18 protein-coding genes are annotated in these 23,075 nt (G+C 67.0%); 12 read left to right on the top strand and 6 right to left on the bottom strand.

The genetic code is table 11. From position 1 onward, the window contains the following. The first annotated feature begins 39 nt into the window (after window positions 1–39). Entirely contained in the window at window positions 40–1,923 is a 1,884-nt protein-coding gene (locus KXZ72_RS12300; RefSeq protein WP_226081223.1) for a sigma-70 family RNA polymerase sigma factor, read from the top strand. On the opposite strand, the gene KXZ72_RS12295 is transcribed toward KXZ72_RS12300, so the two are convergent. Together KXZ72_RS12295 and KXZ72_RS12290 are read right to left on the bottom strand one after the other, a co-directional pair. After that, the gene (locus tag KXZ72_RS12295) at window positions 1,920–2,540 is read right to left on the bottom strand and encodes a hypothetical protein (protein WP_226081222.1); all 621 of its coding nucleotides are present in this window, start codon (window positions 2,538–2,540) and stop codon (window positions 1,920–1,922) included. The two genes, KXZ72_RS12300 and KXZ72_RS12295, sit on opposite strands and share 4 nt — an antisense overlap. A gap of 1,059 nt (window positions 2,541–3,599) precedes the next feature. Then, the gene (locus tag KXZ72_RS12290) at window positions 3,600–4,817 is read right to left on the bottom strand and encodes an MFS transporter (protein ID WP_226081221.1); all 1,218 of its coding nucleotides are present in this window, start codon (window positions 4,815–4,817) and stop codon (window positions 3,600–3,602) included. 277 nt (window positions 4,818–5,094) lie between these two features. Here KXZ72_RS12290 and purU point away from each other — a divergent pair, with 277 nt between their 5' ends. The 4 genes from purU to KXZ72_RS12270 all read left to right on the top strand — a co-directional run bounded on the left by purU (window position 5,095) and on the right by KXZ72_RS12270 (window position 9,376). Further along, window positions 5,095–5,925 (top strand): formyltetrahydrofolate deformylase, encoded by an 831-nt coding sequence (gene purU / locus KXZ72_RS12285; protein WP_226083524.1) that lies wholly within the window; start codon window positions 5,095–5,097, stop codon window positions 5,923–5,925. Between the two features lie 25 nt (window positions 5,926–5,950). Continuing rightward, window positions 5,951–6,679 (top strand): IclR family transcriptional regulator, encoded by a 729-nt coding sequence (locus KXZ72_RS12280; RefSeq protein WP_226081220.1) that lies wholly within the window; start codon window positions 5,951–5,953, stop codon window positions 6,677–6,679. Between the two features lie 89 nt (window positions 6,680–6,768). Beyond that, on the top strand, window positions 6,769–7,743 hold the full coding sequence (locus tag KXZ72_RS12275) for an AraC-like ligand-binding domain-containing protein (protein ID WP_226081219.1): 975 nt from the start codon (window positions 6,769–6,771) through the stop codon (window positions 7,741–7,743). A gap of 184 nt (window positions 7,744–7,927) precedes the next feature. Then, a complete protein-coding gene (locus tag KXZ72_RS12270; protein ID WP_226081218.1) occupies window positions 7,928–9,376 on the top strand; it encodes an aldehyde dehydrogenase family protein in 1,449 nt (482 codons plus the stop codon). Window positions 9,377–9,458: 82 nt separating this feature from the next. Here the strand turns inward: KXZ72_RS12270 and KXZ72_RS12265 are convergent, their stop codons facing one another. Further along, the gene (locus tag KXZ72_RS12265; RefSeq protein WP_226081217.1) at window positions 9,459–9,836 is read right to left on the bottom strand and encodes a thioredoxin family protein; all 378 of its coding nucleotides are present in this window, start codon (window positions 9,834–9,836) and stop codon (window positions 9,459–9,461) included. Window positions 9,837–9,914: 78 nt separating this feature from the next. Continuing rightward, on the bottom strand, window positions 9,915–11,456 hold the full coding sequence (locus KXZ72_RS12260; RefSeq protein WP_226081216.1) for a GMC family oxidoreductase: 1,542 nt from the start codon (window positions 11,454–11,456) through the stop codon (window positions 9,915–9,917). A 235-nt stretch (window positions 11,457–11,691) separates the two neighbouring features. Here KXZ72_RS12260 and hpaH point away from each other — a divergent pair, with 235 nt between their 5' ends. The 3 genes from hpaH (at window position 11,692) to KXZ72_RS12245 (ending at window position 15,069) form a co-directional block, all read left to right on the top strand. Continuing rightward, window positions 11,692–12,477 carry a 2-oxo-hept-4-ene-1,7-dioate hydratase gene (gene hpaH, locus KXZ72_RS12255; protein WP_226081215.1) on the top strand — a complete coding sequence of 262 codons (786 nt, stop codon included), beginning with the start codon at window positions 11,692–11,694 and terminating at the stop codon, window positions 12,475–12,477. Further along, the gene (locus tag KXZ72_RS12250) at window positions 12,462–13,271 is read left to right on the top strand and encodes an HpcH/HpaI aldolase family protein (protein ID WP_226081214.1); all 810 of its coding nucleotides are present in this window, start codon (window positions 12,462–12,464) and stop codon (window positions 13,269–13,271) included. The genes hpaH and KXZ72_RS12250 overlap by 16 nt, the downstream gene beginning before the upstream one ends. A gap of 142 nt (window positions 13,272–13,413) precedes the next feature. Continuing rightward, window positions 13,414–15,069 carry a thiamine pyrophosphate-binding protein gene (locus tag KXZ72_RS12245; protein WP_226081213.1) on the top strand — a complete coding sequence of 552 codons (1,656 nt, stop codon included), beginning with the start codon at window positions 13,414–13,416 and terminating at the stop codon, window positions 15,067–15,069. A gap of 81 nt (window positions 15,070–15,150) precedes the next feature. On the opposite strand, the gene KXZ72_RS12240 is transcribed toward KXZ72_RS12245, so the two are convergent. Next, a complete protein-coding gene (locus KXZ72_RS12240; protein ID WP_226081212.1) occupies window positions 15,151–16,518 on the bottom strand; it encodes an MFS transporter in 1,368 nt (455 codons plus the stop codon). A gap of 275 nt (window positions 16,519–16,793) precedes the next feature. Here KXZ72_RS12240 and KXZ72_RS12235 point away from each other — a divergent pair, with 275 nt between their 5' ends. From KXZ72_RS12235 to hpaD, 4 genes are read left to right on the top strand one after another with little or no spacing between them, the layout of a single operon-like run. After that, the gene (locus tag KXZ72_RS12235) at window positions 16,794–18,275 is read left to right on the top strand and encodes a fumarylacetoacetate hydrolase family protein (RefSeq protein ID WP_226081211.1); all 1,482 of its coding nucleotides are present in this window, start codon (window positions 16,794–16,796) and stop codon (window positions 18,273–18,275) included. Continuing rightward, on the top strand, window positions 18,262–18,972 hold the full coding sequence (locus tag KXZ72_RS12230) for a GntR family transcriptional regulator (protein WP_226081210.1): 711 nt from the start codon (window positions 18,262–18,264) through the stop codon (window positions 18,970–18,972). The genes KXZ72_RS12235 and KXZ72_RS12230 overlap by 14 nt, the downstream gene beginning before the upstream one ends. Further along, a complete protein-coding gene (hpaE, locus tag KXZ72_RS12225; RefSeq protein ID WP_226081209.1) occupies window positions 18,969–20,462 on the top strand; it encodes a 5-carboxymethyl-2-hydroxymuconate semialdehyde dehydrogenase in 1,494 nt (497 codons plus the stop codon). The genes KXZ72_RS12230 and hpaE overlap by 4 nt, the downstream gene beginning before the upstream one ends. A 33-nt stretch (window positions 20,463–20,495) precedes the next feature. Then, a complete protein-coding gene (gene hpaD / locus KXZ72_RS12220; RefSeq protein ID WP_226081208.1) occupies window positions 20,496–21,566 on the top strand; it encodes a 3,4-dihydroxyphenylacetate 2,3-dioxygenase in 1,071 nt (356 codons plus the stop codon). Between the two features lie 391 nt (window positions 21,567–21,957). On the opposite strand, the gene KXZ72_RS12215 is transcribed toward hpaD, so the two are convergent. After that, a complete protein-coding gene (locus KXZ72_RS12215) occupies window positions 21,958–23,025 on the bottom strand; it encodes a toll/interleukin-1 receptor domain-containing protein (RefSeq protein WP_226081207.1) in 1,068 nt (355 codons plus the stop codon). Window positions 23,026–23,075: the final 50 nt, after the last annotated feature.

Here is a 23,075-nt window from a genome sequence, read left to right as displayed (position 1 = left end):
GAGTTGCGCCCCGGAATTGCAGTGAAGGAAGGACTACCCGTGTCCGCGATCAACCCGAACGACCCGCGAACAGATGCCGCACTAATTGCCGCCGTCAGAGCCGGAGACCAGCGCGCCTTCGCGGAGCTCTGGCGCAGGCACAGCCCCGCCGCCCTCGCCGTGGCCCGCGCCACCACCACGCGTTTTGACGCCGAGGACCTGGTGCAGGAATCATTTAGCCGGATCTATCGTGCACTCCTGGGCGGGTCCGGCCCCGAGAGCGCGTTCCGGGCCTATCTCTTCACCACCGTGCGCAATACCGCCGCCGCCTGGGGACGCGGCCAGCTCGAGGACGCCGATCCGTTCCTCGACGAGGTGATTCATCCCGATTCCAGCGAGGAGGCGCGGGCCCTCGAACTCGACGGCACGTTTCTTGGCGCCGCCTTTCGCACGCTCCCCGAACGCTGGCAGGAGGTGCTCTGGTATACCGAGGTAGAGCGGCTCAGCCCGCGCGAGCTCACGGTGGTCCTGGGCACGGATTCCAATTCCATCTCCGCCCTCGCCTATCGGGCACGCGAGGGGCTGCGCCTGGCCTGGGTCCAGGCGCACCTGGCCGAGCCCGGCCTCAACCCCGAGTGCGAGTGGAGTGTGCCCCGGCTCGGCTCGCATGCCCGCGGCGCGCTCTCGGCCCGGCATCGCGAGCGGCTGAGTGCCCATCTTCTGGGCTGTGTGTCCTGTAGCGCGGCCGATCATGAGGCGCGCGAGGTGGTCTCGCATCTGCGGGTATTGCTGGCCCCGCTGCTGCTCGGCGGCGGCGCGGCCGGTTATCTGGCCTGGCTGGATCTGGGCTCCTCCGCCGCGGTCGCGGCACCGCTGCCCGCGACGCTCGCGACCGATCCCGGGGCCGCTATTCGGCCCACCTCGGTGGGGACAACGGCATCCGTCTCCGCCTCCGCGGCCCTCACCCTGGCGCTGGTGGTGGGAGGCGCGGTGCTGGCCGCGAGCGGTGTCGCCGTGTTTTATCCGCAGATCTTTGGTGGTTCCGAGGCGGCGGCCCCGGGCAGTTTAGGTGCGCCGGGGCCCGCCGAACCGGGAGATTCCACGCCCCCGGCCACCCCCTCCCCCGGGCCGCTCCCGGGCGCGCTGCCCGCCGAGCCCCGGCGCGGGGAGGCCTCCGCGGAACCCCTCGGGCCCGGGGAATCCCCGCTCCCCTCCGCCGCACCGCTCCCGGCGATGGGGACTCCGCTGCGGCCCGCGCCCACCCCGGTTCCCTCGCCCACCCCCACCTCCACCTCCACCCGGGTTCCCACGCCCACCCCCACACCTACCTCGGCTCCCTCGCCCACGCCCACCCCGGTTCCCACGCCCTCTCCCACCGGGGACCGCCCCTCGCCCGTCCCCGCGGTTCCCGGCTCGCTCGCGGTGGATACCGCGGGCGGCACCCTCGCGCCGATCCTCTCGGGCAGCGGGGAGCCCGGCGCGCTCCTGAGCATCCACGCGGAGGCGAACGGCCCCGCGCTGGCCACGCTCACGGTGCCCGGCTCGGGACTCTGGGTATCCCCGCCCGTGACGCTGGCGCGCGGGGAGCACACCCTGATCGTGCGGCAGGAACTAAATGGCCGGGTCTCCCCGGATGCGGAACCGCTGCCGGTCACGCAGGAATCCCCGCGCTTTCAGCTGCCGGAGACCCTGCGGCTGCCCGCGATAGACGGCCGCTATCACGTGGCCGTGACAGGGATCCCCGGCACCCGCTTCCGGCTGCTCTCCGCCGGGGTAATCCTGGACGAGGGCAGCATCCCCCCGCATGGCGTGGGGCTCGCACAGATCGAGTCCGCGGATATTGCCCCCGGTGAGCACACCCTGGAACTGCTCTATCGGGACCCGGCGGGATCGGAACGGATCGGCCCCTCGCGTTGGCTCAGCACCCGGGTGGGTCCGGGCTAATCCTCGCGGGAGTGATTGGCCCCGTCAGATTCATACACGGAGCCATCCCCGCGCGTGATTTTAATGCTCACCCCGAAGTCCTCACCCGCGAGAAATTTACGCTCCAGCTCCTCGGCATCATCGGCGATTTTTTCGCCCTCGGGGGTGCCCGAACCCGTGATCTGAACGGCGAATTTCAGGTCGTTAAGCAGGTAGAGGAAATCGCGTGCATAGCGTTCGCCGGCCTCGGTCTGCGGCACCTTCGCGCGGGCCTCGCCGCGCATCCGGTATTTTTCGTCGAGCGTAAGCACCCGCACCTCGGCATCGTCCAGGGAAGGGGGCGGTCCCGCGGTGATGCGGGGCCACGAGGACGGGTCCGGGGCGCGGGTGGGCAGGGAAGTGGGGGTGGGCGCGGGGGCCTCGGCCCGGTCGGAATGCGCGGGAAGAAGGCCGGTGTGCGGCTCCGCGGGAGGCGAGAGTAGGGCGGCCACGATCAGCACGATCGCGACCACCAGGAGCGCTGCCCCGCCAAATACCAGCCCCAGGAGCCAGCCGCGCTGGACCGGCTGCCCCTCGGGACCCGGATAATCCGGAGGCGCGGCCGGGGGAAACCCATCGGGAGGAAAACCCCCCGGCACGAAACCGTCATGGGGGCCACCCGCCGGGGGAAAACCGGCGGGGCCAAGAGGCGGCGGCTGTGCGTGCCCAGAGGCGGGAGCGGGACCACCGGCGGGAGCGGTATGAGCGGACGACACAACCGGACCACCCGGCGGGGGAAACTCCCCGGCAGGAGCGGGGCCACCGGCGGAAACAGGCCCACCGGTAGGAGAGGCGGGAGCGGGCGACACAACCGGACCACCCGGCGGGAAAAACTCCCCGGCAGGAGCGGGCCCACCGGCGGAAGCAGGACCGTTGACGGGAGCGGGCCCAGAGGCGGGAGCAGGCCCAGAGGCGGGAGCGGGCGACACAACCGAGCCACCGGCCGCCGGCCCAGCCGCGGCGGTGGAGGGGCCAACTCCCGGAACCTCGGGAGCGGGTCCGGGACCGGAGGGAATGTGCGGCGGCGGCACGGGACCGGCGCCGGATGGGGGAAGTCCCCCGGTGGGAGCGGCGGGGGCCTCGGGAAAAAGCAACGGCGGGCCCGAGGCCACACGCGGACCGGGCGAGGCTGGCGGGGCTGGCGGGGCGGGTGGGACTGACGGCCGACCCGGCGGGCCCGCATTCTCGGCGTCGGCCTCGCGCTCGCCCTCGGCCTCGGCCTCGGCCGGGTGATAGATCCTGACCGGCGGCAGATCCGCGATGGGCCCATAGCTGGGCAGCCCAAAGGCGAGCACCCCCGGCTCGGGGCTCTGATATTCCCCGGGGGCACTCGCCCCGCCCGCGGCCTCCGCCCCGGGCGCGGGCGCGGGCGCACCCTCGCCGGTGGCCCCGGAGGTGGGGGCGCCCTCCCCGGCCGGAGGCGGCTCGACCGCGTCCGCCCCTGCGGGTGTTCCCGGCCCCGGGGTATGGCCCGGGGTATGGCCCGGGAGATCCCCCGGATCCGGGGTTTTGCCCGTCTTTTTTATGCCCATGCGATTCCTCCACCTCGGACCAGCGGGCGGCAACCGGGCCACCCTGCGCAGCTAATAAGCCCGCACTATACCGATCGAGCCCCGGAACCACCTGCGGATTCGGAGGAAAATTTCCGCGCGGTGCCGCTAGGAGTTGCGGGCCACCGCGTCCACAATCGTGCGGCGCGAGATCAGGAAGAGGATCAGCGCCACCGCGGTGAGCGTCGCGGCAAATACCGGCAGAGCACCAAGCCCGATATTTTCCAGCAGCACGGCCCCCACGAGCGCCCCGCCACCAATACCCACGTTAAACGCGGTGGTATAAAACGCCCCGGCCGTATCGCGCTGCCGCGGCGTGGCCGAGCGCAGCATCGTGGTCTGCGCGAGCGGGGGAACCAGCCCAAAAAAGAACCCCCAGAGGCCCATCGCCGCGAGCACGAGCCACGGGATATGCGCGGAGACCGCCACGATACTCACCGTCACGGTGATCCCGGCCAGGCCAATCACCACTCCCGGAATCGGGTAGCGGGTGAGGATTCCGCCGGTGAATACCAGCGACAGGGCCCCCGCCGCACCAAAGACCAGCAGCGCCACACTCAGCAGCTCCACCGGCAGCCCCACCCGATCCAGCAGGAACGGCGCAATATAGGTCAGGAACGAGTAGTACCCGGTCATCGTGAGCGCCACCACCACACAGAGCAGCGCGATCGGCGCAATATTACGCGATCTGGGTGCACCCTCCTCGCGCGGGGGATCGGCGGGATCCGCGGGCACCCGCGGCAGGAAAATCGCCACGGCAATCGCCCCGATCAGCAGCGCCACGGCCACCCCGGCGAAGGCAAAACGCCAGCCCACCGCGTGTCCCAGCGCGGTGCCCAGCGGCACACCCAGCACCATCGCGAGCGTGCCACCGGTCAGGGCGATGGTGATCGCGCGACCGATCAGCTCGGCGGGCACCAGCCGCGCCGCATAGGCGGGGGTCAGCGCCCAGAACATGCCGTGGGCGAGCCCGCCGATCACGCGCGCCGCCACGATCCAGCCATAGCTGGGCATCACGGCGGTCAGCACATTACATACCGCGAGCGTCACCAGGATCGCGATCATCAGGGCATGCCGCGGCAGCCGCTGCGTCACCCGGATCAGCGTGGTACTTGTGAGCACCACGGTAAACGCGAAGATCGTCACGAGCAGGCCGATCTGGCCCTCGGAGACGCCAAGCTCGGCGCTCATCTCGGGCAGCAGCCCGGTGGGCATCATCTCGGCGGTGATCGAGAGAAAAACGGAAAAGGACAGCGCAAGCAGCCCCAGCATCGGCAGGCGGGTGCGTGCCGGCGCCGCGGGAGCGGACTGAAGAGAGGAGGTCATCGGAAAAATTTCCCATGATGGCGTTCACCCGTCATAGCGCACGGGCACACCGTGCTGCCGTGCCGGCTAGATTCGCGCCCACCGGGGGAATACCAAATCTTCAGTGCCGACGGGTTCGTCTACGCGCCGATGTGCGCGCCCAGGGCCCCAAGAAACGTCGGAACCGTTGGCCAGTCTACCCCCAGATCGGACAGAATTCCCAGTATTCTCCAACAGGCAATACTCTAGAGCGGTGATTACCAATTCCGAAGCCCCCGCCACACCGCACCACTGGGTCATGACGCTGAACTGCGCCGATCGACCCGGAATCGTCCACGCCATCAGCGGCGCGATCGTGGCCGCGCGCGGAAATATCACCGAGAGCCAGCAGTTCTCGAGCGCCGATACCGGCCGCTTTTTCATGCGTCTACAGGTGGAGTCCCTCACCGAGCAGTCCATATTTGCCGAGGCACTGCGCGAGATCGCGGCTCACTATGACATGACCTGGACCCTCGACGAGGTGGGCCGCCCGCTGCGCACCCTGGTGCTGGCAAGCAAGGCCGCGCACTGCGTGAACGACCTGCTCTTCCGCCAGCGCGCGGGACAGCTGCCCGTGGAGATCCCGCTGGTCCTCGCCAATCACCCCGATCTTTCCGATCTGGCAGCGTTTTATGGCGTCCCGTTTGAGTCCCGCGCGGTGACCGATCCGGCGAGCAAGGCCGCATTTGAGGAGCGCGTGCTGGAGGCCGTGGCCGAGCACGATATCGAGCTGGTGGTGCTGGCGCGCTATATGCAGATCCTCTCCCCCGAGCTGTGCACGGCGCTCGCGGGTAAGGCCATTAATATTCACCACTCCTTCCTGCCCGGCTTTAAAGGGGCAAATCCCTATCGCCAGGCGCATGCGCGCGGCGTAAAGCTGATCGGTGCCACCGCGCATTTTGTCACGAGCGATCTGGACGAGGGCCCGATCATCGAGCAGAACGTGGTGCGCGTGGATCACTCGCGCTCGCCCGAGCAGCTCATCTCGATCGGCCAGGACGAGGAGAGCCGCACCCTGACCCAGGCCGTGCGCTGGTTCTCCGAGGATCGCATCCTGCTCGATGGTGCCCGCACGATCATTTTCCGCTAGCGTCGCACCCGCAATTCGCGCGGCCATGGCCCATAATGGAGCCGTGACCGCCGCCACCCCGTCCAGCCCGGGCTCCCAGACCCTCTCCCGCGGGATTCGTGCGCTCGAAATCCTGGCCGAGTCCCCCGCCCCGCTCATGATCGGGGACCTGGCCGAGCGCCTCGGGGTGCACCGTTCGGTGGCCTATCGCATCGTGCGCACCCTCGAGGACCACTCGCTGATCTCTCGGGATGACGCGGGCAGGCTCGCCCCCGGCCTGGGACTCGCGGCGCTCGCGCGCGGGGTCTCCCGCGATCTGCAGGCCACCGCGCTTCCGGTGCTCACCGCACTCACCGAGGACCTGGTGATGACCACATTTATCGCCGTGCTCGACCGCACCGAGGTGGTCACGCTGCTGAGCGTGGAACCGCGGCATGCGGTGGCCACCGTGGCGCAGCGCCCGGGCACCCGGCATCCGCTGTCCGAGGGGGCCCCCGGGCACGCGATCCAGGCCTCGCTCTCCGCCACCGAGCACACCCTCCTGGCCGGGGGGATCCCGCGGGCAGCGGGGGTGGACGCAGTGATCAGCAGCGGCTATGCCACGAGTCATGACGAGGTCATCGCGGGGCTCTCCAGCATCGCCGTCCCGCTGCGTATTCCCGGCAGCGCACCCGCCGCACTGGCCGTGGTCTTTGCCGGGACACCCCTGGGGGATGAGCAGATCGCCGAGAGGCTGAGCGCCGCGGCCCGTGCAATCCGCGTCGCTTTTCCCTAGGCATACATACGCCACCAGGGTCTGGCTGATAGCATCGCGGCATCGCGGCAGCCCGCCGCGCCGTCGATCGCACACCGAGGTGATGAATCGTGACCAGCCTTGCCCCGCGGGCAGCCCCGGATCTCACGCTGAGCGAGTTCCGCCATGCCGTCTCCGCGTCCTTTGTGCCGCTGCGGGTGGACAGCCCCGAGGGGCACGCGTTCCGCGGCCGCATCCGCAGCGCCCAGACCGAGGGCATCCACTTCACGGAGGTCTCCGCGGGCCCACACCGGGTCGAGCGCACCCCCGAGCTCATCCGGCGCACCCGCCGGCAGTTTTATAAACTCAGCCTGCAGCTCAGCGGCACCGGCACGCTGCGCCAGGCCGGGCGCGAGGCGGTGCTGGGTCCCGGAGATATCGCGCTCTACGAGACCGACCGGCCGTATCGGCTGGAGTTTTCCGGCCCGTTCCGGGTGCTGGTGGTGATGTTTCCGCCGCGCGTTCTTGCGCTTCCGCCCGAGGTGGTCTCCACCCTCACGGCGGTGCGGGTGGGTTCCGAGTCTCAGCTCACCGCGCTGATCACGCCGTTCCTATCCGGCCTCGCCGATCATTTTGAGCTGCTCGGCGGGGAGACCGGCCGCCGGCTCGCCCATAATGCGCTGGATCTGGTGTCCACCGTCTTCTCCCATGAGTGGGCCCCGCGGCGCGATGCCGAAAGCCCCCGGCACGCGCTCCTGCGGCAGATCCTCGAGTTCATCTCCGACAACCTGGGGGTCGCGGGGCTGGGCCCGGCCAGCATCGCCGAGGCCCATTTTATGTCAACCCGCTATCTGCATGCGCTCTTCCACGAGCGCGGCACCACCGTCTCCTCCTGGATCCGCACGCAGCGGCTGGAATATGCGCGCCGCGATCTGGTCTCCCCCGCCCGGGCAGCCGAGCCCATCGCCGCGGTGGCCGCGCGCTGGGGTTTTCCGGATGCCGCGCATTTCAGCCGCGTTTTTCGGGCCGAGTTTGGCCAGTCCCCGAGCGGCCTGCGTCGGCTCGCGCTGAACGCCCCGCATCCGGCTCCCGCGCCGCCCGGCTAGCCCGCGGCTTGTCTGCCCGCGCAGGAACTGGACGGCAACGCACGATCCGGCCCGCGCCCGAATATCGGTGTCAGGATGGGCTCGCGGGACGCGTCGCGGAGGCCGAGGAACGCCCCTGAACCGCGGGGAAACCCGGGCTCCCCCACGCGCCGCATCCACAATATTCAGGCAAGGGAGCGCTGCAATGACCACCCAACTTTTTATCAACGGCGAATGGGTCCCCGGCTCGGCGGCCGCCATCAACACGCTGAATCCCGCCACCGGGGAGGTGATCACCGGGGTGGCCTCGGCCTCCCCCGCGGAGGTGGACGGCGCCGTGGCCGCGGCCCGCGCCGCCCTCGCCGCCCCCGCCTGGGCCGGGCTGCTGCCCGTGCAACGCGCCGCCCTGCTCTTCCGCCTCGCCGATCTGATCGAGGAAAACGCCGAGGAGCTCGCCCGGCTGGAAACCACCGATCAGGGCCAGCCGCTCGCGATCTCGCGCGCCGTCTCGGTGACGGGCGCCGCCGAACACTTCCGCTATTTTGCCGGCTGGGTCACGAAGATTCAGGGCAGCACCAATCCGATCTCCTATCCGGATACGCTGCACTATACGCGGCGCGAGCCGATCGGGGTGAACGCGCTGATCACGCCGTGGAACTTCCCCCTGATGATCCTGTCCTGGAAGCTGTCACCGGCGCTGGCCACGGGCAATACCGTGGTGATTAAACCCTCCGAGGTGACCCCGCTCAGCGCGCTGCGGCTCGTGGAGCTTGCGGTCCGCGCCGGTTTCCCGCCGGGCGTGATCAATCTGGTCACCGGGGATGGCGCGGTCGGGGCGCTGCTCTCCGCGCATCCCGATGTGGACCACCTCTCCTATACCGGCTCCACCGCGGTGGGGCGCGTCATCACCCGGGCGGCGGCCGATTCCAATCTGAAGCGGCTCACGCTGGAGCTCGGCGGGAAGGCCCCGTCGATCATCGCGGCCGATGCCGATATCGACGCCGCCGTCGCGGGGAACCTCGCCGGGGCGATCCTCAATAGCGGGCAGGTGTGCGCCGCCTATACGCGGTTTTATGTGGACGCCGCGCGCGAGGCCGAGTTTGTGGACAAGATGGCCGCGGGCCTCGCGGCACTGCGCCTGGGCCCCGGGCTCGAGGAGGGCACCCAGCTGGGGCCGCTGGTATCGGAGCGGCACCTGACCCATGTGCGCGACCTGGTCGCCGGCGGCCTGCGCGCCGGCGCCGAGGTGATCACGGGCGGGCAGCGGGCCCCGGGCGCGGGCTATTTTTTTGAGCCCACGCTCCTGACCGGGGTGCGGGATGACATGGCCATCATGCACGAGGAGGTATTTGGTCCCGTGCTCGCCGTGACCGCCTATGACGCAGCCGAGGAACTTGATGCCGTGATCGCGCGGGCCAATAACACCGAATACGGGCTTGCCGCCACGGTGTGGACCCGGGATATCGCCACCAGCCAACGCCTGGCCAATGGCATCCGCGCGGGTGCGGTCTTTGTGAATATGCCGCCGATCCCGGATATGGCGGCGCCCTGGGGCGGCTATCGTGCCTCGGGCTGGGGCCGCGAGATGGGGCCGCAGGCCCTCGACGCCTATACCGAGACCAAGGCGGTCTGGCTGCATTACGGCCGGGAATAGGCGGGGATCACCCCGCCCCGGTCGCTCAGCGAGCGGGGGCCCGGCCGCGCACTCGGCGCGGCCGGGCCCCTTCGGGGTGCGGCTATTCGCCGTTATTGGCGGCGCCCTGGGCGGCGATCTGCGCGCGCACATCGTCCATATCCAGGGCCTTCACCCCGAGCAAGACGGTGTCCAGCTGGGCTGCATTCAGCGCGCCGGGCTGCGAAAACACGATGATATTCTCGCGGAAGGCCATGAGCGTGGGGATCGAGGTGATCTGAAAACCCGCGGCCAGTTCGCGCTGCGCCTCGGTATCCACCTTGCCAAATACCACGTCCGGGTGGGCCTCCGAGGCCCCCTCAAATACCGGGGCAAAGGCGAGGCACGGGCCACACCACTCGGCCCAAAAATCCACCAGGACGATGGGGTTCTCGGTGATCGTGGTTTCAAAATTTTCGACGGTGATCTCGCGCGTGCTCATGCCCTCAAATATACCCAGAATGCGCGGGCGCGTCCCCGTGATCCCTGCGCCGTGCGCGAACGGGGACGCCCCGCCCGGCTAGCCCTCGGCGAGCATCAGATCGGCGGCGCGCTCCCCGATCAGCAGCGCCACCGCATTGGTATTGCCCGAGGTGATCGTGGGCATGATCGAGGCATCCGCGATGCGCAGGCCACGCACCCCGTATACGCGCAGCTCGGGATCCACCACCGCCAGATCATCCACCCCCATCCGGCACGTCCCCACGTGGTGGTGATAGGTGGTCACATAGCGGCGCATATATTCCTCCAGCGCCCGCTCATCCTCGCCCTCCGGGCCCGGATAGATCTCGCGCGCACCCCAGTCCCGCAGCAGCGCATCCTGCGCACCGATCTCGCGACACTGCCGCAGCGAGGCGAGCAGCGCGGCGGTATCCCGCGGGTCCGCCAACACATTGGGATCGATCAGCACGGGCTCGCGCGGATCGGCCGAGGCGAGCGTGACCCGGCCGCGGCTATACGGGGTGATCAGCCCGGCCATCAGGGAGAATCCGTGCTCGGGCGCGCTCATGCCCTCCTGCACCATCGGCCGGTGAAAAGCCAGCGGCTGAGTATCGGGCACCTCGAGCCCGGGGCGGCTGCGCCAGAACCAGTGCACCTGGCTCACCGGGACCCCCGAGATCGGTTCGCCCACGGCCCGGGAGGTCTCAAAGATCACGGGCACCAGGAGATGATCGTGCAGGTTTTCTCCCACCCCGGGCAGATCTTGCAATACCGGGATGCCCAGCCGCCGCAGGTCCCCGGCCGGGCCGATGCCCGAGTGCAGCAGCAGTCGCGGGGAATCCAGCGCCCCCGCGCATAACACCACCTCCGGCGCCCGGAACTCGCGCGGCCCCCGATCGGTATCGGCGGAGACACCCACCACCGCGCCGTCCTCGATCAGCAGGCGGTGCACCCAGGTATGGCAGTGGATTTCCAGCCGCGGATTTTCCCGCTCCTCGTGCAGATATGCGCGATAGCTCGAGAGCCGCCTCCCCGCGCGCAGGGTGAGCTGCTCCCAGGACACCCCCTCCGGATCGCCCACGTTATAGTCGGCGGTGGCGGGCAGGCCCCAGGCCAGTGCCGCGTCGTGGATCGAGTGTGCCAGCGCCGAGTGTGGGTATTTTGTGGTCACGTCCTGCGGCCCCGCGAAGCCGCGGCGGGGATCGGCGGGGCCGTCCCAGTTTTCGATCCGCCGATAGAGCGGCTCGATGCTCTCCCAGCCCCAGCCGGTGGCGCCCCGGGCCTCCCAGCGGTCAAAATCGGCGGGCTGGCAGCGCACCCAGATCGCCGCGTTCAGGGAGTGCGAGCCACCCAGCACCCGGCCGCGCGGCAGTTGCATGCGCAGGCCGCGGGCGTGGGCCTGCGGGACGGTGCGATAATTCCAGTCGTCCTCGGATTCCCAGAGCGCGCCCATCCGGGAGAGATCGTGGATATCGGGGTTGCTATCCGGGCCGCCGGCCTCCAGCAGGACCACGTGATGGCCCGCGTCCAGCAGCCTCCGCGCCAGGACGGAACCCGCGGAGCCCGCCCCCACGATAATGACCCGGCGCTCGGCCGGGGTGGACTGTACCGATGTGGTCATCACAGAATCCCTTTTCTCCCGCGCCGCGCGCCGCTGCGCAGCCCCGGGAATCCCACGCTACGCCCCGCGTTCGGGGCACGCTTGCCCGCGAGTGAACACTCCTTGTCTGCGCGGGAACGGGTATGGCGCACGCATAGGCAATGCGGGCCGGACCCTGGACGACCCCGCGCACATCGTATACGATCACAGATACGGGTGTTCCCGTCCCCGATGAACACGAAAAGAGGTGTGCTCAGTGCTGAGCCCCGAACAGATCACCGAGATCGCCGATGAGCTCCTCGGAGCCGACCGCTCGCGCGCCACCGTGCCGCTGCTGAATACCCGCTATCCGGGCATGGAGGTTGAGGACTCCTATGCGGTGCAAACGCTCTGGAAGCGGCGGCGCATCGAGGCCGGCCATCGCGTGATCGGGCGCAAGATTGGGCTGACCTCCCGGGTGATGCAGGTGGCCACGGGGATCACCGAGCCCGATTATGGCGTGATCTTCGCCGATATGGTGCACGAGAACGGCGCACGCATTCCCTTCGATTCCTTCTCCAATGTGCGGATCGAGGTGGAGCTCGCGTTTATCCTGCGCGAACCCCTCGAGGGCCCACACGTCACGCTCTGGCAGGTGCTCGACGCCACCGCCTATGTGATGCCCGCGCTGGAGATCCTCAGCTCGCGCATCGAGATGACCGGGCGCACAATCGTGGATACCATCGCCGATAACGCCGCTCTTGGCGGGATCGTTCTGGGCGGCACCCCCGTCGCGGTGGATGCCGTGGACCTGCGCTGGGTCTCCGCGCTGCTCTATCGCAATCAGGAGATCGAGGAAACGGGCGTGGCCGCGGCAGTGCTGAACCACCCGGCCTCGGGCGTGGCCTGGCTCGCCAATAAGCTCGCCCAGCACGGCGGCCGACTGGAGGCGGGCGAGGTGATCCTCGCCGGCTCCTTTACCCGGCCGATGTGGGTTGAACGCGGCGATACCGTATCGGCCGATTATGGAACGCTGGGGACGATCACATGTCGTTTCGAGTAGCGCCCACGTTTGCCGAGGCGCTGGCCGGCTCCGCGCACCCGCTGCACGGCATGTGGATTTGCTCGGGCAGCCCGCTGATCGCCGAGATCTGCGCGGGCGCGGGCCTCGACTGGCTCCTGATCGATTCCGAACACTCCCCCAATGGCCTGGAATCCCTGCAGGCCCAGCTGCAGGCCGTGGCGGCCTCCGCTACCCCCGCTATGGTGCGGGTGGCGGCGGGAGATACCGTGCTGATTAAGCAGACCCTGGACCTGGGCGCGCAGAATATTCTTGTGCCGATGGTGGATACCGCCGAGCAGGCCCGCGCCGCGGTCTCCGCGATGCGCTATCCCCCGCTCGGCGTGCGCGGCGTGGGCTCGGCCCTGGCCCGGGCCAGCCGTTGGAACCGGGTCGAGGACTATCTCGCCCGCGCCCACGAACTGGTCTCGCTCTTTGTGCAGGTGGAGACCGCCGAGGCGGTGCGCAATATCGATGCCATCGCCGCGGTGGACGGCGTGGACGGCGTCTTTTTGGGCCCCTCCGATCTGGCCGCCTCGCTGGGCCACCTCGGGCAGCAAAACCATCCCGAGGTGATCGCCGCGGTGGAACACGGCATCCGCCGCACCCGGGCCGCGGGCAAACCGGCCGGGGTCAACGCCTTTGATCCCGAAATCGCGCGGCGCTATCGGGAGGCCGGTGCCACGTTTATCCTGGTGGGCGCCGATGTGGCGCTGCTCGCCCGCTCCACCGAGGCCCTCGCGGCCCTCCATCACGTCCCCGCCGAATCGGGGAGGGACATCCGCCCCAGCTATTAGGGTGGGAGTTCACGCATCAACACTGTTCGACGGCATCGGCGCCGTTGTGTTCGAAAAAGGGACACGAAACAGCGGGACCGGGAGTCTTGCTGCGAGACATATACGGATTAATCACCGCTATCTGTCTTGCAAAGGAATACCCATGACCTCAGTATCGGCGCTGATCGCGCGCACCCTCTCCACCCATGTCTCCGAGGTATTTGGGGTGATGGGCAACGGAAACGCCCATTTCCTGAACGCCCTGCTGGAGGGCGAAACCGCGTTTACAGCGGTGCGCCACGAGGCCGCGGCGGTGGCCGCCGCGGACGGCTATTATCGCGCCTGCGGACGCCTCGCCGCGGGCACCGTCACCTATGGCGCGGGCTTCAGCAATACCGCCACCGCGCTGGCCGAGGCCGCGCAGGCGGGGATCCCCGTGGTCCTCGTGGCGGGGGATGCCCCCGGCAGCGGGCCGCGGCCCTGGGATATCGATCAAGTGGCGCTGGCCGCGGCGCTCGGCGTGAGCACCATCACGGTGACCGCCGAGAACGCCGCGGAGTGCACCCACGAGGCGGTCGCGCGGGCGCTGAGCGAGCGCACCGCGGTGATCCTCGCGATTCCCTATGACCTGGTGGAGGCTCCCGCCGCCGCGGGCGGCGCGGACCCGCTGCCCCGCCGTGCGCCGGACGCGCCCGCGCCCGATCCGGCCCGGATCGCCGAATATGCGCACGCGCTGCGCGGGGCCGCGCGGCCGCTGATCCTCGCCGGGCGCGGGGCCTGGGTCTCCGGGGCCGGGCCGGCCCTCACGGAGCTCGCGGCATCACTCGGCGCCCTCACCACCACAACGGCGCTCGCGCGCGGGCTCTTTGCCGATGCCTCGGGAGACCTCGGGGTATGTGGCGGTTTTGGCCAGGAGGCCGCGATGGCGCTGGCCGCGCGCGCGGACGTGGTGCTCGTGGTGGGTGCCGGAATGAACCAGTTCACGCTGGGCTTTGGCTCCGTGCTCGGGCCCGAGGCGCGCGTGCTGCGCATCGATGATCGGGCCCGCCCCCATCCCCGCGTGGACGACTCCCTGATCGCCGATGCCCGGCTCTCCGCCGAGGCGCTGCTGCGCGCGATCCGCGGCGAGCAGCGCGCGCTTCCCGCGCGCTGGGGCGGCGACGCCCCCGATCTGGAGAGCGCCGAGTTTCGGGCGCGCGCGGAGGGGCGCGGCGTCCTGGCCGATGGCCTGCTGGACCCGCGCTCGGTGGCCGCGCGGCTGAATCGGATCCTGCCCGCGGACCGCGTCTCGGCCACCGACGGCGGCCATTTCATCGGCTGGGCCAATACCTATTTTGACGTGTCCTCCCCCGATCGCCAGATCATGGTGGGCACCGCGTATCAGTCGATAGGACTGGGGTTCCCCAGCGCCGTGGGGGTGGCCCGGGCCCGGCCCGAGGCCACCCTGGTGCTGCATACAGGGGATGGCGGCGGCCTGATGGCGCTGGCCGATCTGGACTCCGTGATCCGGGCCACCCGGCGCGGGGTTATCGTGGTGTGGAACGATGCCGCCTATGGAGCCGAGGTGCACGTATACGGGCGGATGGGCCTCAACCCCGGGCCGATGCGGATCGGCGGGGTGGACTTCGCGGGGATCGCGCGCTCGCTCGGCGCGCGCGGCGATATCATCCATACGCTTGAGGACCTGGACGCTGTACACGCGTGGCTGGCCTCGGGCCAGGAGGGTGTATATCTCCTGGATTGCCGGGTGTCCCCCACGGTGACCGCCCCCTTCCAGGAGGAGATCTACCGGGTTAATAGCGCCGCCCGGCACGCATAGGGGCCCGGCCGATCCGCCTTATCGAGGCCGGATCGGCCGGGCCCAGGGCCGCGCACCCCCGCGCGCGGCCGCCGCCGGGGTCTAGGAGGCCATGCCGTAGATCTGCCCGGTGGTCTGTTCCTCCTCGTGATCGGGTCCGAGGGGGATATTGGTGCGGTCGCGCAGCAGCAGCGTGGCGGCAAATGCGATCAGCGTGAGAATCGCCAGATAGAGCGTGACCGAGAAGGTGGTGCCGGTGCGCTGAACCAGCCACGTGGAGATCATCGGGGCAAATGCGCCGCCGAGGATCGCGCCGAGCGCATACGTGATCGAGACCCCGGAATAGCGAATCGACGCGGGGAAAAGCTCGGCGAAGAAGGCCGCCTGCTGGCCATAACTAAACCCGTTGCCCATCGTAAACAGCGATAGGCCCAGGAAGAGGAACCAGATATTGCCGGTATTCACGAGGGGGAACAGCAGGAATACGGTGCCCAGCTGCAGGGTCCAGCCGATGATATAGGTATTGCGGCGCCCGATTTTATCCGAGACGCTGCCCGCAATCCATGTGAAGATCAGCCAGATCACCGCGGAGCCGGTCACCGCGAGCAGCACCGGGGTGCGCTCGAGCCCCACCGGGCCCTCCGGGTTGGTGGCATAGTTTTGGATATATCCGCCCGTGGTCATATATCCGGCGGCGTTATTACCGGCGAAGGTCAGTGCGGCCAGGATCACCAGAAGCCAGTGGTTTTTAAAGAGCTGCACGATCGGCACGCGGGTCTGCTCCTTGCGCTGCGCGATCTCCTTAAATACCGGGGACTCATCCACGCGGTGGCGCACGATAAAGCCCACGATGATCAGGATAAAGCTGAGCAGGAACGGGATCCGCCATCCCCATTCCAGGAACGCCTCGCCGGGCGAGATCACGCCGGTCATCAGGGCGAGGACGCCCGATGCGAGCAGCAGGCCCAGCGGCACACCGATCTGCGGGAACGCGCCATAGCGGCCGCGCTTTCCCTCGGGTGCGTGCTCCACGGCCATCAGGGCGGCCCCGCCCCACTCGCCTCCCGTGGACAGGCCCTGCACGATCCGCAGCAGAATCAGCAGCAGCGGCGCGGCTATGCCCACCTGGGCATATGTGGGCAGGACGCCGATCAGCGTGGTGGCGGTGCCCATGGCAATCAGCGTGATTACCAGCATCGCTCGGCGGCCGATCCGGTCGCCGAAGTGCCCCGCGAGCGCGGCGCCGATCGGGCGGAAGAGGAAGCTCACACCCACCGTGGCGAAGGAGACAAGAATCGCCAGATCCTTGCCCATCGGCTCAAAAAACAGGTGCGAGAACACCAGGCCCGCGGCGCTGGCGTAGAGGAAAAAATCGTACCACTCGATCGTGGTGCCGATCACGGTGGCCAGGGCCACCCGGCGATGATCATTGGAATAGCGTGGGGACGCTTTTTTGGCTGCAACAGACATCTCTTGACTCCCTTGTCGTCGAGGAAGATCCGCGCAGAACCCGGCGATTCCGGGAGGGGCACGGTTCTCTAGCGTCATCGTATACGACTTCTGATGTACGTCAAATAAATTTTTTGGCCACCCCGCGAGCCCGCGCCCCGCGGCACCCGCCGGTTTTCACCGCGAGATCCCGGGGCTCGGGGTCTCGTGGGACGATCCGCCCCGGCGACCCCTTGCGAGATTATCCAGATCGTATATCATTTGGAATATACGCATTCCGAGACGAGGAGGTCACGATGCCCGGCAGCATAAGCACCGCGGTACCCACCGCCCCCGGCAAGATCATTGCCGTCCACCTGAACTACCGTTCGCGGGCCGAACAGCGCGGGCGCACTCCCGACTTCCCCAGCTATTTCCTCAAGCCCGCCTCCTCGGTCACGATCGGCGAGTCCACGATCACCCGCCCCGCCGGCACCGAGCTACTCGCCTTCGAGGGGGAGATCGCGCTGATCATCGGCCGCCGCACCCGCCGCGTGGGTGTGGCCGAGGGCTGGGCCGCCGTATCCGCCGTGACCGCCGCCAATGATTTTGGCATCTACGATCTGCGGGCCGCCGATAAGGGCTCCAATGTGCGCTCCAAGGGCGGCGATGGTTTCACCCCCCTCGGGCCCGTGGCCCTGGCTGCCGCCGGGCTCGACCCGGCCACGCTGCGCGTGCGCACCTGGAAAAACGGCGAGCTGGTGCAGGAGGACACCACCGCGGGTCTGCTCTTTCCGTTTGGCCAGCTGATCGCCGATCTCTCCCAGCTGATGACGCTGGAACCCGGGGACGTTATCCTCACCGGAACCCCCGCGGGCTCCTCGGTGGCCGCCCCCGGTGATGTCATCGAGGTGGAGGTGGATGCGCCCACTGCGGAGGGCTCCCCGGGCACCGGCCGCCTGCGCACCACCGTGATCGCGGGCACCGATGCCTTTGGCGAGTTTGGCCTGGGCCCCGTCGTGGACGACAACCAGCGCGCCGAGGCCTGGGGTTCGCGCGAGGCAGCGGGGCTGGATACCGCACCCGCCCCGTTTATCCTCACCCCGGAGCTCGCCGAACGGATCAACTCGGTGGGGGTGGCCACGCTCAGCGCCCAGCTGCGCCGCCGCGGCTATAACGCCGTCTCGATCGACGGCCCGCGCCCCACCCGCCCCGAGGCCCGCCTGCTCGGCCGCGCCCGCACGCTGCGCTTCATCCCCCAGCGCGAGGATCTCTTTGCCGCCCACGGCGGCGGCTATAACGCCCAAAAACGCGCGGTGGACGGCCTCAACCCCGGCGATGTGCTGGTGATCGAGGCCCGCGGCGAGACCGGCACCGGCACCATCGGCGATATTCTCGCGCTGCGCGCCCAGGTGCGCGGGGCAGCGGGGATCGTGACCGATGGCGGCGTGCGCGATCTCGCCCTCGTGGCCGCGCTGGATATCCCCACCTATCACAACGGGGGCCATCCGGCGGTGCTGGGCCGCCGCCATGTGCCCTGGGATACCGATATCACAATCGCCTGCGGCGGGGCCTCGGTCCAGCCCGGGGACGTCATCGTGGGCGACTCCGATGGTGTCATCGTGATCCCCCCGTTTCTTGTGGCCGAGGTGGTCGCGGATGCCCTGGAACAGGAGGCGGAGGAGGTTTTTATTGCCGCCCGGGTCGCCGAGGGTGAGAGTGTAGACGGACTGTATCCGATGAATGCCGCGTGGCGCGCGGCCTATCAGGCCTGGAAGGCACAAAATGACCCCCGATAATCTCCCCTCCTCCCCCGCCCCGGCGCTCAGCAAGTCCCAGCGGGCCTATGACTGGATCCTGGAACGCATTAACGACGGTCGCTATGTGCCCGGCTTCCGGCTCGTGCTGGGCAAGATCGCGGAGGAACTGGATATCAGCGTGGTGCCCGTGCGCGAGGCGATCCGTCGCCTCGAGGCGCAGGGGCTTGTGACCTTCGAGCGAAACGTGGGCGCGCAGGTGGCCCTCGTGGAGGAGACCGAATACCTGCATACGATGCAGACCCTCGCGATCATCGAGGGCGCCGCCACCTCGCTCTCGGCCCCGTATATCGACGCGCAGGATATTGCCCGCGCCCGCGCGATCAACGCCCGGATGATCGAGAGCCTGAATAATTTTGACCCGCAGCTTTTTACCGCGCTGAACCAGGAGTTCCACTCCGCGATCTTCACCGCATGCCCCAACCCGCATATTCTCGACCTCGTGCACCGCGGCTGGAATCGGATGGCCGTGCTGCGCCACTCCACGTTTAGCTTTGTGCCGGGCCGCGCCCGCGAATCGGTGGACGAGCACGAACAGATCCTGCGGTTAATCGAGACCGCCGCCGATGCGGAGGATATCGAGCGGGTGGTGCGGGCCCACCGCACCGCGACCCTCGACGCGATGCTTGCGCATCAATCGCACCAGAAGCCCCCCAGTGAAGGAAAGAGTCAACGATGACACATCACGTTCCCGAGGGCCTGCCCTCGACCATTCGGCACTATATCGACGGTTCCTTTGTGGACAGCGTGGGCGGCGAGACCTTTGAGGTTCTTGAGCCCGTGGCCAATACCGTTTATGCCCGGGCGTCCGCCGGCCAGTCCGCCGATATCGATCTTGCGGTTGCCGCTGCCACCCGGGCGTTCACCACGGGGCTCTGGCCGGGCATGCAGCCGCGCGCCCGCGCCCGGGTACTTAACCGCATCGCCGATCTGGTGGAGGCCCAGGATGCGCGCCTCGCCGAGCTGGAATCCTTCGACTCGGGGCTGCCGATCACCCAGGCGCTGGGCCAGGCCCAGCGCGCCGCCGAGAACTTCCGGTTTTTTGCCGATCTGATCGTGGCCCAGGCCGATGATGCCTATCGGGTGCCCGGCCGCCAGATCAACTATGTTAATCGCAAGCCCACGGGTGTCGCGGGGCTGATCACGCCGTGGAATACGCCGTTCATGCTGGAGAGCTGGAAGCTCGCCCCGGCGCTGGCCTCGGGCTGCACCGTGGTGCTGAAGCCCGCGGAGTTCACCCCGCTCTCGGCCAGCCTCTGGGCGGGGATCTTTGAGGAGGCCGGGCTGCCGCGCGGCGTATTTAACCTCGTCAACGGCATCGGCGAGGAGGCCGGGGATGCGCTTGTGAAGCACCCGGACGTGCCGCTGATCTCCTTCACGGGGGAGAGCCGCACGGGGCAGCTGATCTTCGCCAATTGCGCGCCGTATCTTAAGGGCATGTCGATGGAGCTGGGGGGCAAGTCCCCCGCGATCATCTTTGCCGATGCCGACCTGGATGCGGCCCTGGATTCCACTCTTTTTGGGGTGTTTTCCCTGAACGGCGAGCGCTGCACCGCGGGCAGCCGCATCCTCGTGGAGCGCCCGGTCTATGACGCGTTTATCGAGCGCTTTGCCGAGCGCGCCCGCGCGATTGTGGTGGGCGATCCGCAGGATCCGCGGACCGAGGTGGGGGCGCTGGTGCATCCCGAACATTTTGCCAAGGTCATGAGCTATGTGGAGCTGGGCAAATCCGAGGGTCGCCTGCTTGCCGGCGGCGGCCGCCCCGAGCACCTGCCCGAGGGAAATTATGTGGCCCCCACGGTATTTGCCGATGTTTCAGCGGATGCCCGCATCTTCCAGGAGGAGATTTTTGGGCCGGTCGTGGCGATCACTCCCTTTGATGCCGAGGAGGAGGCGCTGGAACTGGCCAATGGCGTGCGCTATGGGCTCGCCGCCTATGTCTGGACCAGCGATCTCACCCGCGCCCATAATTTTGCGCAGTCCATCGACGCCGGAATGGTATGGCTGAACTCGCATAACGTGCGCGACCTGCGCACCCCGTTTGGCGGCGTGAAGGCCTCCGGGCTGGGGCACGAGGGCGGCTACCGTTCGATCGATTTTTATACCGAGCAGCAGGCCGTTCATATCACGCTGGGCGAGGTACACACCCCGCGCTTTGGCGCCCACTAGAACCACCCCGAAAATTTCAACGAGGAAATGATCATGACACGTATTAATACCCCTACCGCGACCCCTCCCGATATTCTGCGCTGCGCGTATATGGAGCTGGTGGTCACCGATCTCGCCCGCTCGCGCGAGTTCTATGTGGATATCCTCGGCCTGGTGGTCACGGAGGAAACCGAGAACGAGATCTATCTGCGCTCCTTTGAGGAGTTCATCCACCATAACCTGGTGCTGCGCCTGGGCCCCGTGGCCGCGGTGGCCGCGTTCTCCTATCGGGTGCGCGCCCCCGAGGATCTGGATCGGGCGGTGGCGTTTTATGAGGAGCTGGGCTGCCGGGTGGAGCGCAATCCGCGGGGCTTCACGCGGGGCATCGGCGATTCGGTGCGCGTGGTGGATCCGCTCGGGTTCCCCTATGAGTTTTTCCACGAGGTGGAGCACGTGGAGCGCCTGGCCTGGCGCTATGACCTCTATGGCGCGGGGGCCCTCGTGCGGCTGGATCACTTTAACCAGGTGACCCCGGATGTGCAGCGGGCGCGCGGCTATATGGAGGACCTGGGATTCCGGGTAACCGAGGATATCCAGGACGAGAACGGGGTGACCTATGCCGCGTGGATGCGACGGAAGTCCACGGTGCACGATACGGCGATGACCGGGGGTGATGGCCCGCGCATGCATCACGTGGCCTTCTCCACCCACGAGAAGCATAATATTCTCTATATTTGTGACAAGCTCGGGGCCCTGCGTAAATCCGATCTGATCGAGCGCGGCCCCGGCCGGCACGGCGTCTCGAATGCGTTTTATCTCTATCTCCTGGACCCGGATGGTCACCGCGTGGAGATCTATACCCAGGACTATTACACGGGCGACCCGGATAATCCGGTGGTCACCTGGGATGTGCACGATAACCAGCGCCGCGATTGGTGGGGCACCGCGGTGGTCCCCTCCTGGTATACCGAGGCCTCGCTGGTCCTCGACCTGGATGGCAACCCGCAGCCGGTGGTTCATCGTGATGAGCCGAGCGAGCTCGCGGTCACGATCGGCGCGGATGGCTTCTCCTATACCCGCGAGGGTGATCGAGACGAGGGCTATAAGCTCGGCCATACGCTCTAGGCCGCGCCGCGGCGGTCAAAGGTCAAGAAAATGTTGGGCTCAGCGCGAGAAAAAGCCAAAACATGTAATCGCGTCATATATACGCGGTGCGATCTGCCCAAGCAAAGACCTCCGCAAAAGCGCGAGGATTTCGAATGAAGCCAGTGAGCCACGAACTAACGCACAAATCGAAATTCCACTTTCCCCAATGACCGATCGACACGCACCGAAAATGTTTCTCAGCTCTCCCCTGTTTAAACCAGATCTCTCTTCATCACTTGGTGACGTCTTATCCAAATAAAACGGCGACTCTGCACGGGGTCAGAGAGCGACACACGGTACGCTTTGTGCACCTGTTCTTCAAGTGAATTATTGTTCCGCTCTCCTGAAAGGAATCTGCCTAGAACAACCACTAACCATGATTCCTCAGAAAAGCTTTCCAGGCACGATTCCGTTCATTGGAGACTGACTCAGGAACCTCAAATTTAAGCGGCACTGTCAACGAAATGTTTTCTCCCTGAGACAGTCGAGGACTAATCCCATCCGCGAGATCACGATAATCAAACACAAACCGATGCATCGCCTCAATAGGTTGATCTGCAAAGGCTGAAATCGCTTTAATCACCATTCGACCTTCATCCGATTGGGCCGCAAATGACAGCATTGTTGCTTTCCAATTCAAAAGTCTCTCGTAAAGTGTGATAACACGTTCGGCGAGGCTTTCGATCAGAGCCGGATTCCCCTCTTGCCCCGGTTTACCAGTTGCCTCTTCCTGTGCAGGTCCTAGCAATAGCGATTCGAGCATATCTGCTATAGCGCTAGGGATGATGACTTGCTGCGAAACAGTTTCGCCCAAATCTTCATCCGCGAGGAATACATCAGGTATCGCAAAACCAAGTCGATGATCAGCATATTGCCGCTGCAATAATTCCATTTTATTAAAAAGATGATATGCCAAAGAGAGATACTCCCATGCGGGAGGACGCTCTCCAAGCAGCACCCCGTGTTCAGACGCCGTCCGAGGCACCCTCCCGTTAAAAAGACGAGCACCATCTTCGACTACGCCTGAAGCACCCAGCTTTCTACAAATTGCCGTTGCGACCTCAGCAGGTTTTTCTAGCTGTGCATCGAGATATCCAATTGTTTCACGTACACCGGGAAGATTCGTAGAATCAATTCGTACCGGAAGCAGGTAACTCTTTTTTTCGTTTAGAGCGCGGGCTAGGACACTACGCCGCTCTAACCGAGCCCAAGGTTTGACCGCATAATTTTTTGAAATGAACATCACTACATAACGTGATCGACGCTCATAAACATCCGGAAAATATTCGGTGAGATCCTCGCCCCAAAATTCAACTTTTTGGTCTTCGTCATAGAAAACCTTAAATCCAGCATCCTTCACAATTTTTACTACGCTTTCAACATATGCACGGTCTTCTCCAGCGAACGAAACTGCAACGTCAAAATCATGGTCCGTCATGCGTCTATCCTATTGAACTCAAACGAACATAACCGAGCGCGTCTTCCCTC

The sequence above is a fragment of the Mycetocola spongiae genome, from assembly GCF_020424085.1.
Classification (GTDB): Bacteria; Actinomycetota; Actinomycetes; order Actinomycetales; family Microbacteriaceae; genus Mycetocola; species Mycetocola spongiae.
This window is presented reverse-complemented; position numbering and strand designations above follow the sequence as displayed.

Bases quoted from the DNA above. Each gene is read 5' to 3' on its own strand.
- KXZ72_RS12290 (WP_226081221.1), bottom strand. From the start codon at position 4,817: ATGACCTCCTCTCTTCAGTCCGCTCCCGCGGCGCCGGCACGCACCCGC.
- purU (WP_226083524.1), top strand. From the start codon at position 5,095: ATGACGCTGAACTGCGCCGATCGACCCGGAATCGTCCACGCCATCAGC.
- KXZ72_RS12280 (WP_226081220.1), top strand. From the start codon at position 5,951: ATGGCCCATAATGGAGCCGTGACCGCCGCCACCCCGTCCAGCCCGGGC.
- KXZ72_RS12270 (WP_226081218.1), top strand. From the start codon at position 7,928: ATGACCACCCAACTTTTTATCAACGGCGAATGGGTCCCCGGCTCGGCG.
- KXZ72_RS12265 (WP_226081217.1), bottom strand. From the start codon at position 9,836: ATGAGCACGCGCGAGATCACCGTCGAAAATTTTGAAACCACGATCACC.
- KXZ72_RS12260 (WP_226081216.1), bottom strand. From the start codon at position 11,456: ATGACCACATCGGTACAGTCCACCCCGGCCGAGCGCCGGGTCATTATC.
- KXZ72_RS12250 (WP_226081214.1), top strand. From the start codon at position 12,462: ATGTCGTTTCGAGTAGCGCCCACGTTTGCCGAGGCGCTGGCCGGCTCC.
- KXZ72_RS12245 (WP_226081213.1), top strand. From the start codon at position 13,414: ATGACCTCAGTATCGGCGCTGATCGCGCGCACCCTCTCCACCCATGTC.
- KXZ72_RS12240 (WP_226081212.1), bottom strand. From the start codon at position 16,518: ATGTCTGTTGCAGCCAAAAAAGCGTCCCCACGCTATTCCAATGATCAT.
- KXZ72_RS12235 (WP_226081211.1), top strand. From the start codon at position 16,794: ATGCCCGGCAGCATAAGCACCGCGGTACCCACCGCCCCCGGCAAGATC.
- KXZ72_RS12230 (WP_226081210.1), top strand. From the start codon at position 18,262: ATGACCCCCGATAATCTCCCCTCCTCCCCCGCCCCGGCGCTCAGCAAG.
- hpaE (WP_226081209.1), top strand. From the start codon at position 18,969: ATGACACATCACGTTCCCGAGGGCCTGCCCTCGACCATTCGGCACTAT.
- hpaD (WP_226081208.1), top strand. From the start codon at position 20,496: ATGACACGTATTAATACCCCTACCGCGACCCCTCCCGATATTCTGCGC.
- KXZ72_RS12215 (WP_226081207.1), bottom strand. From the start codon at position 23,025: ATGACGGACCATGATTTTGACGTTGCAGTTTCGTTCGCTGGAGAAGAC.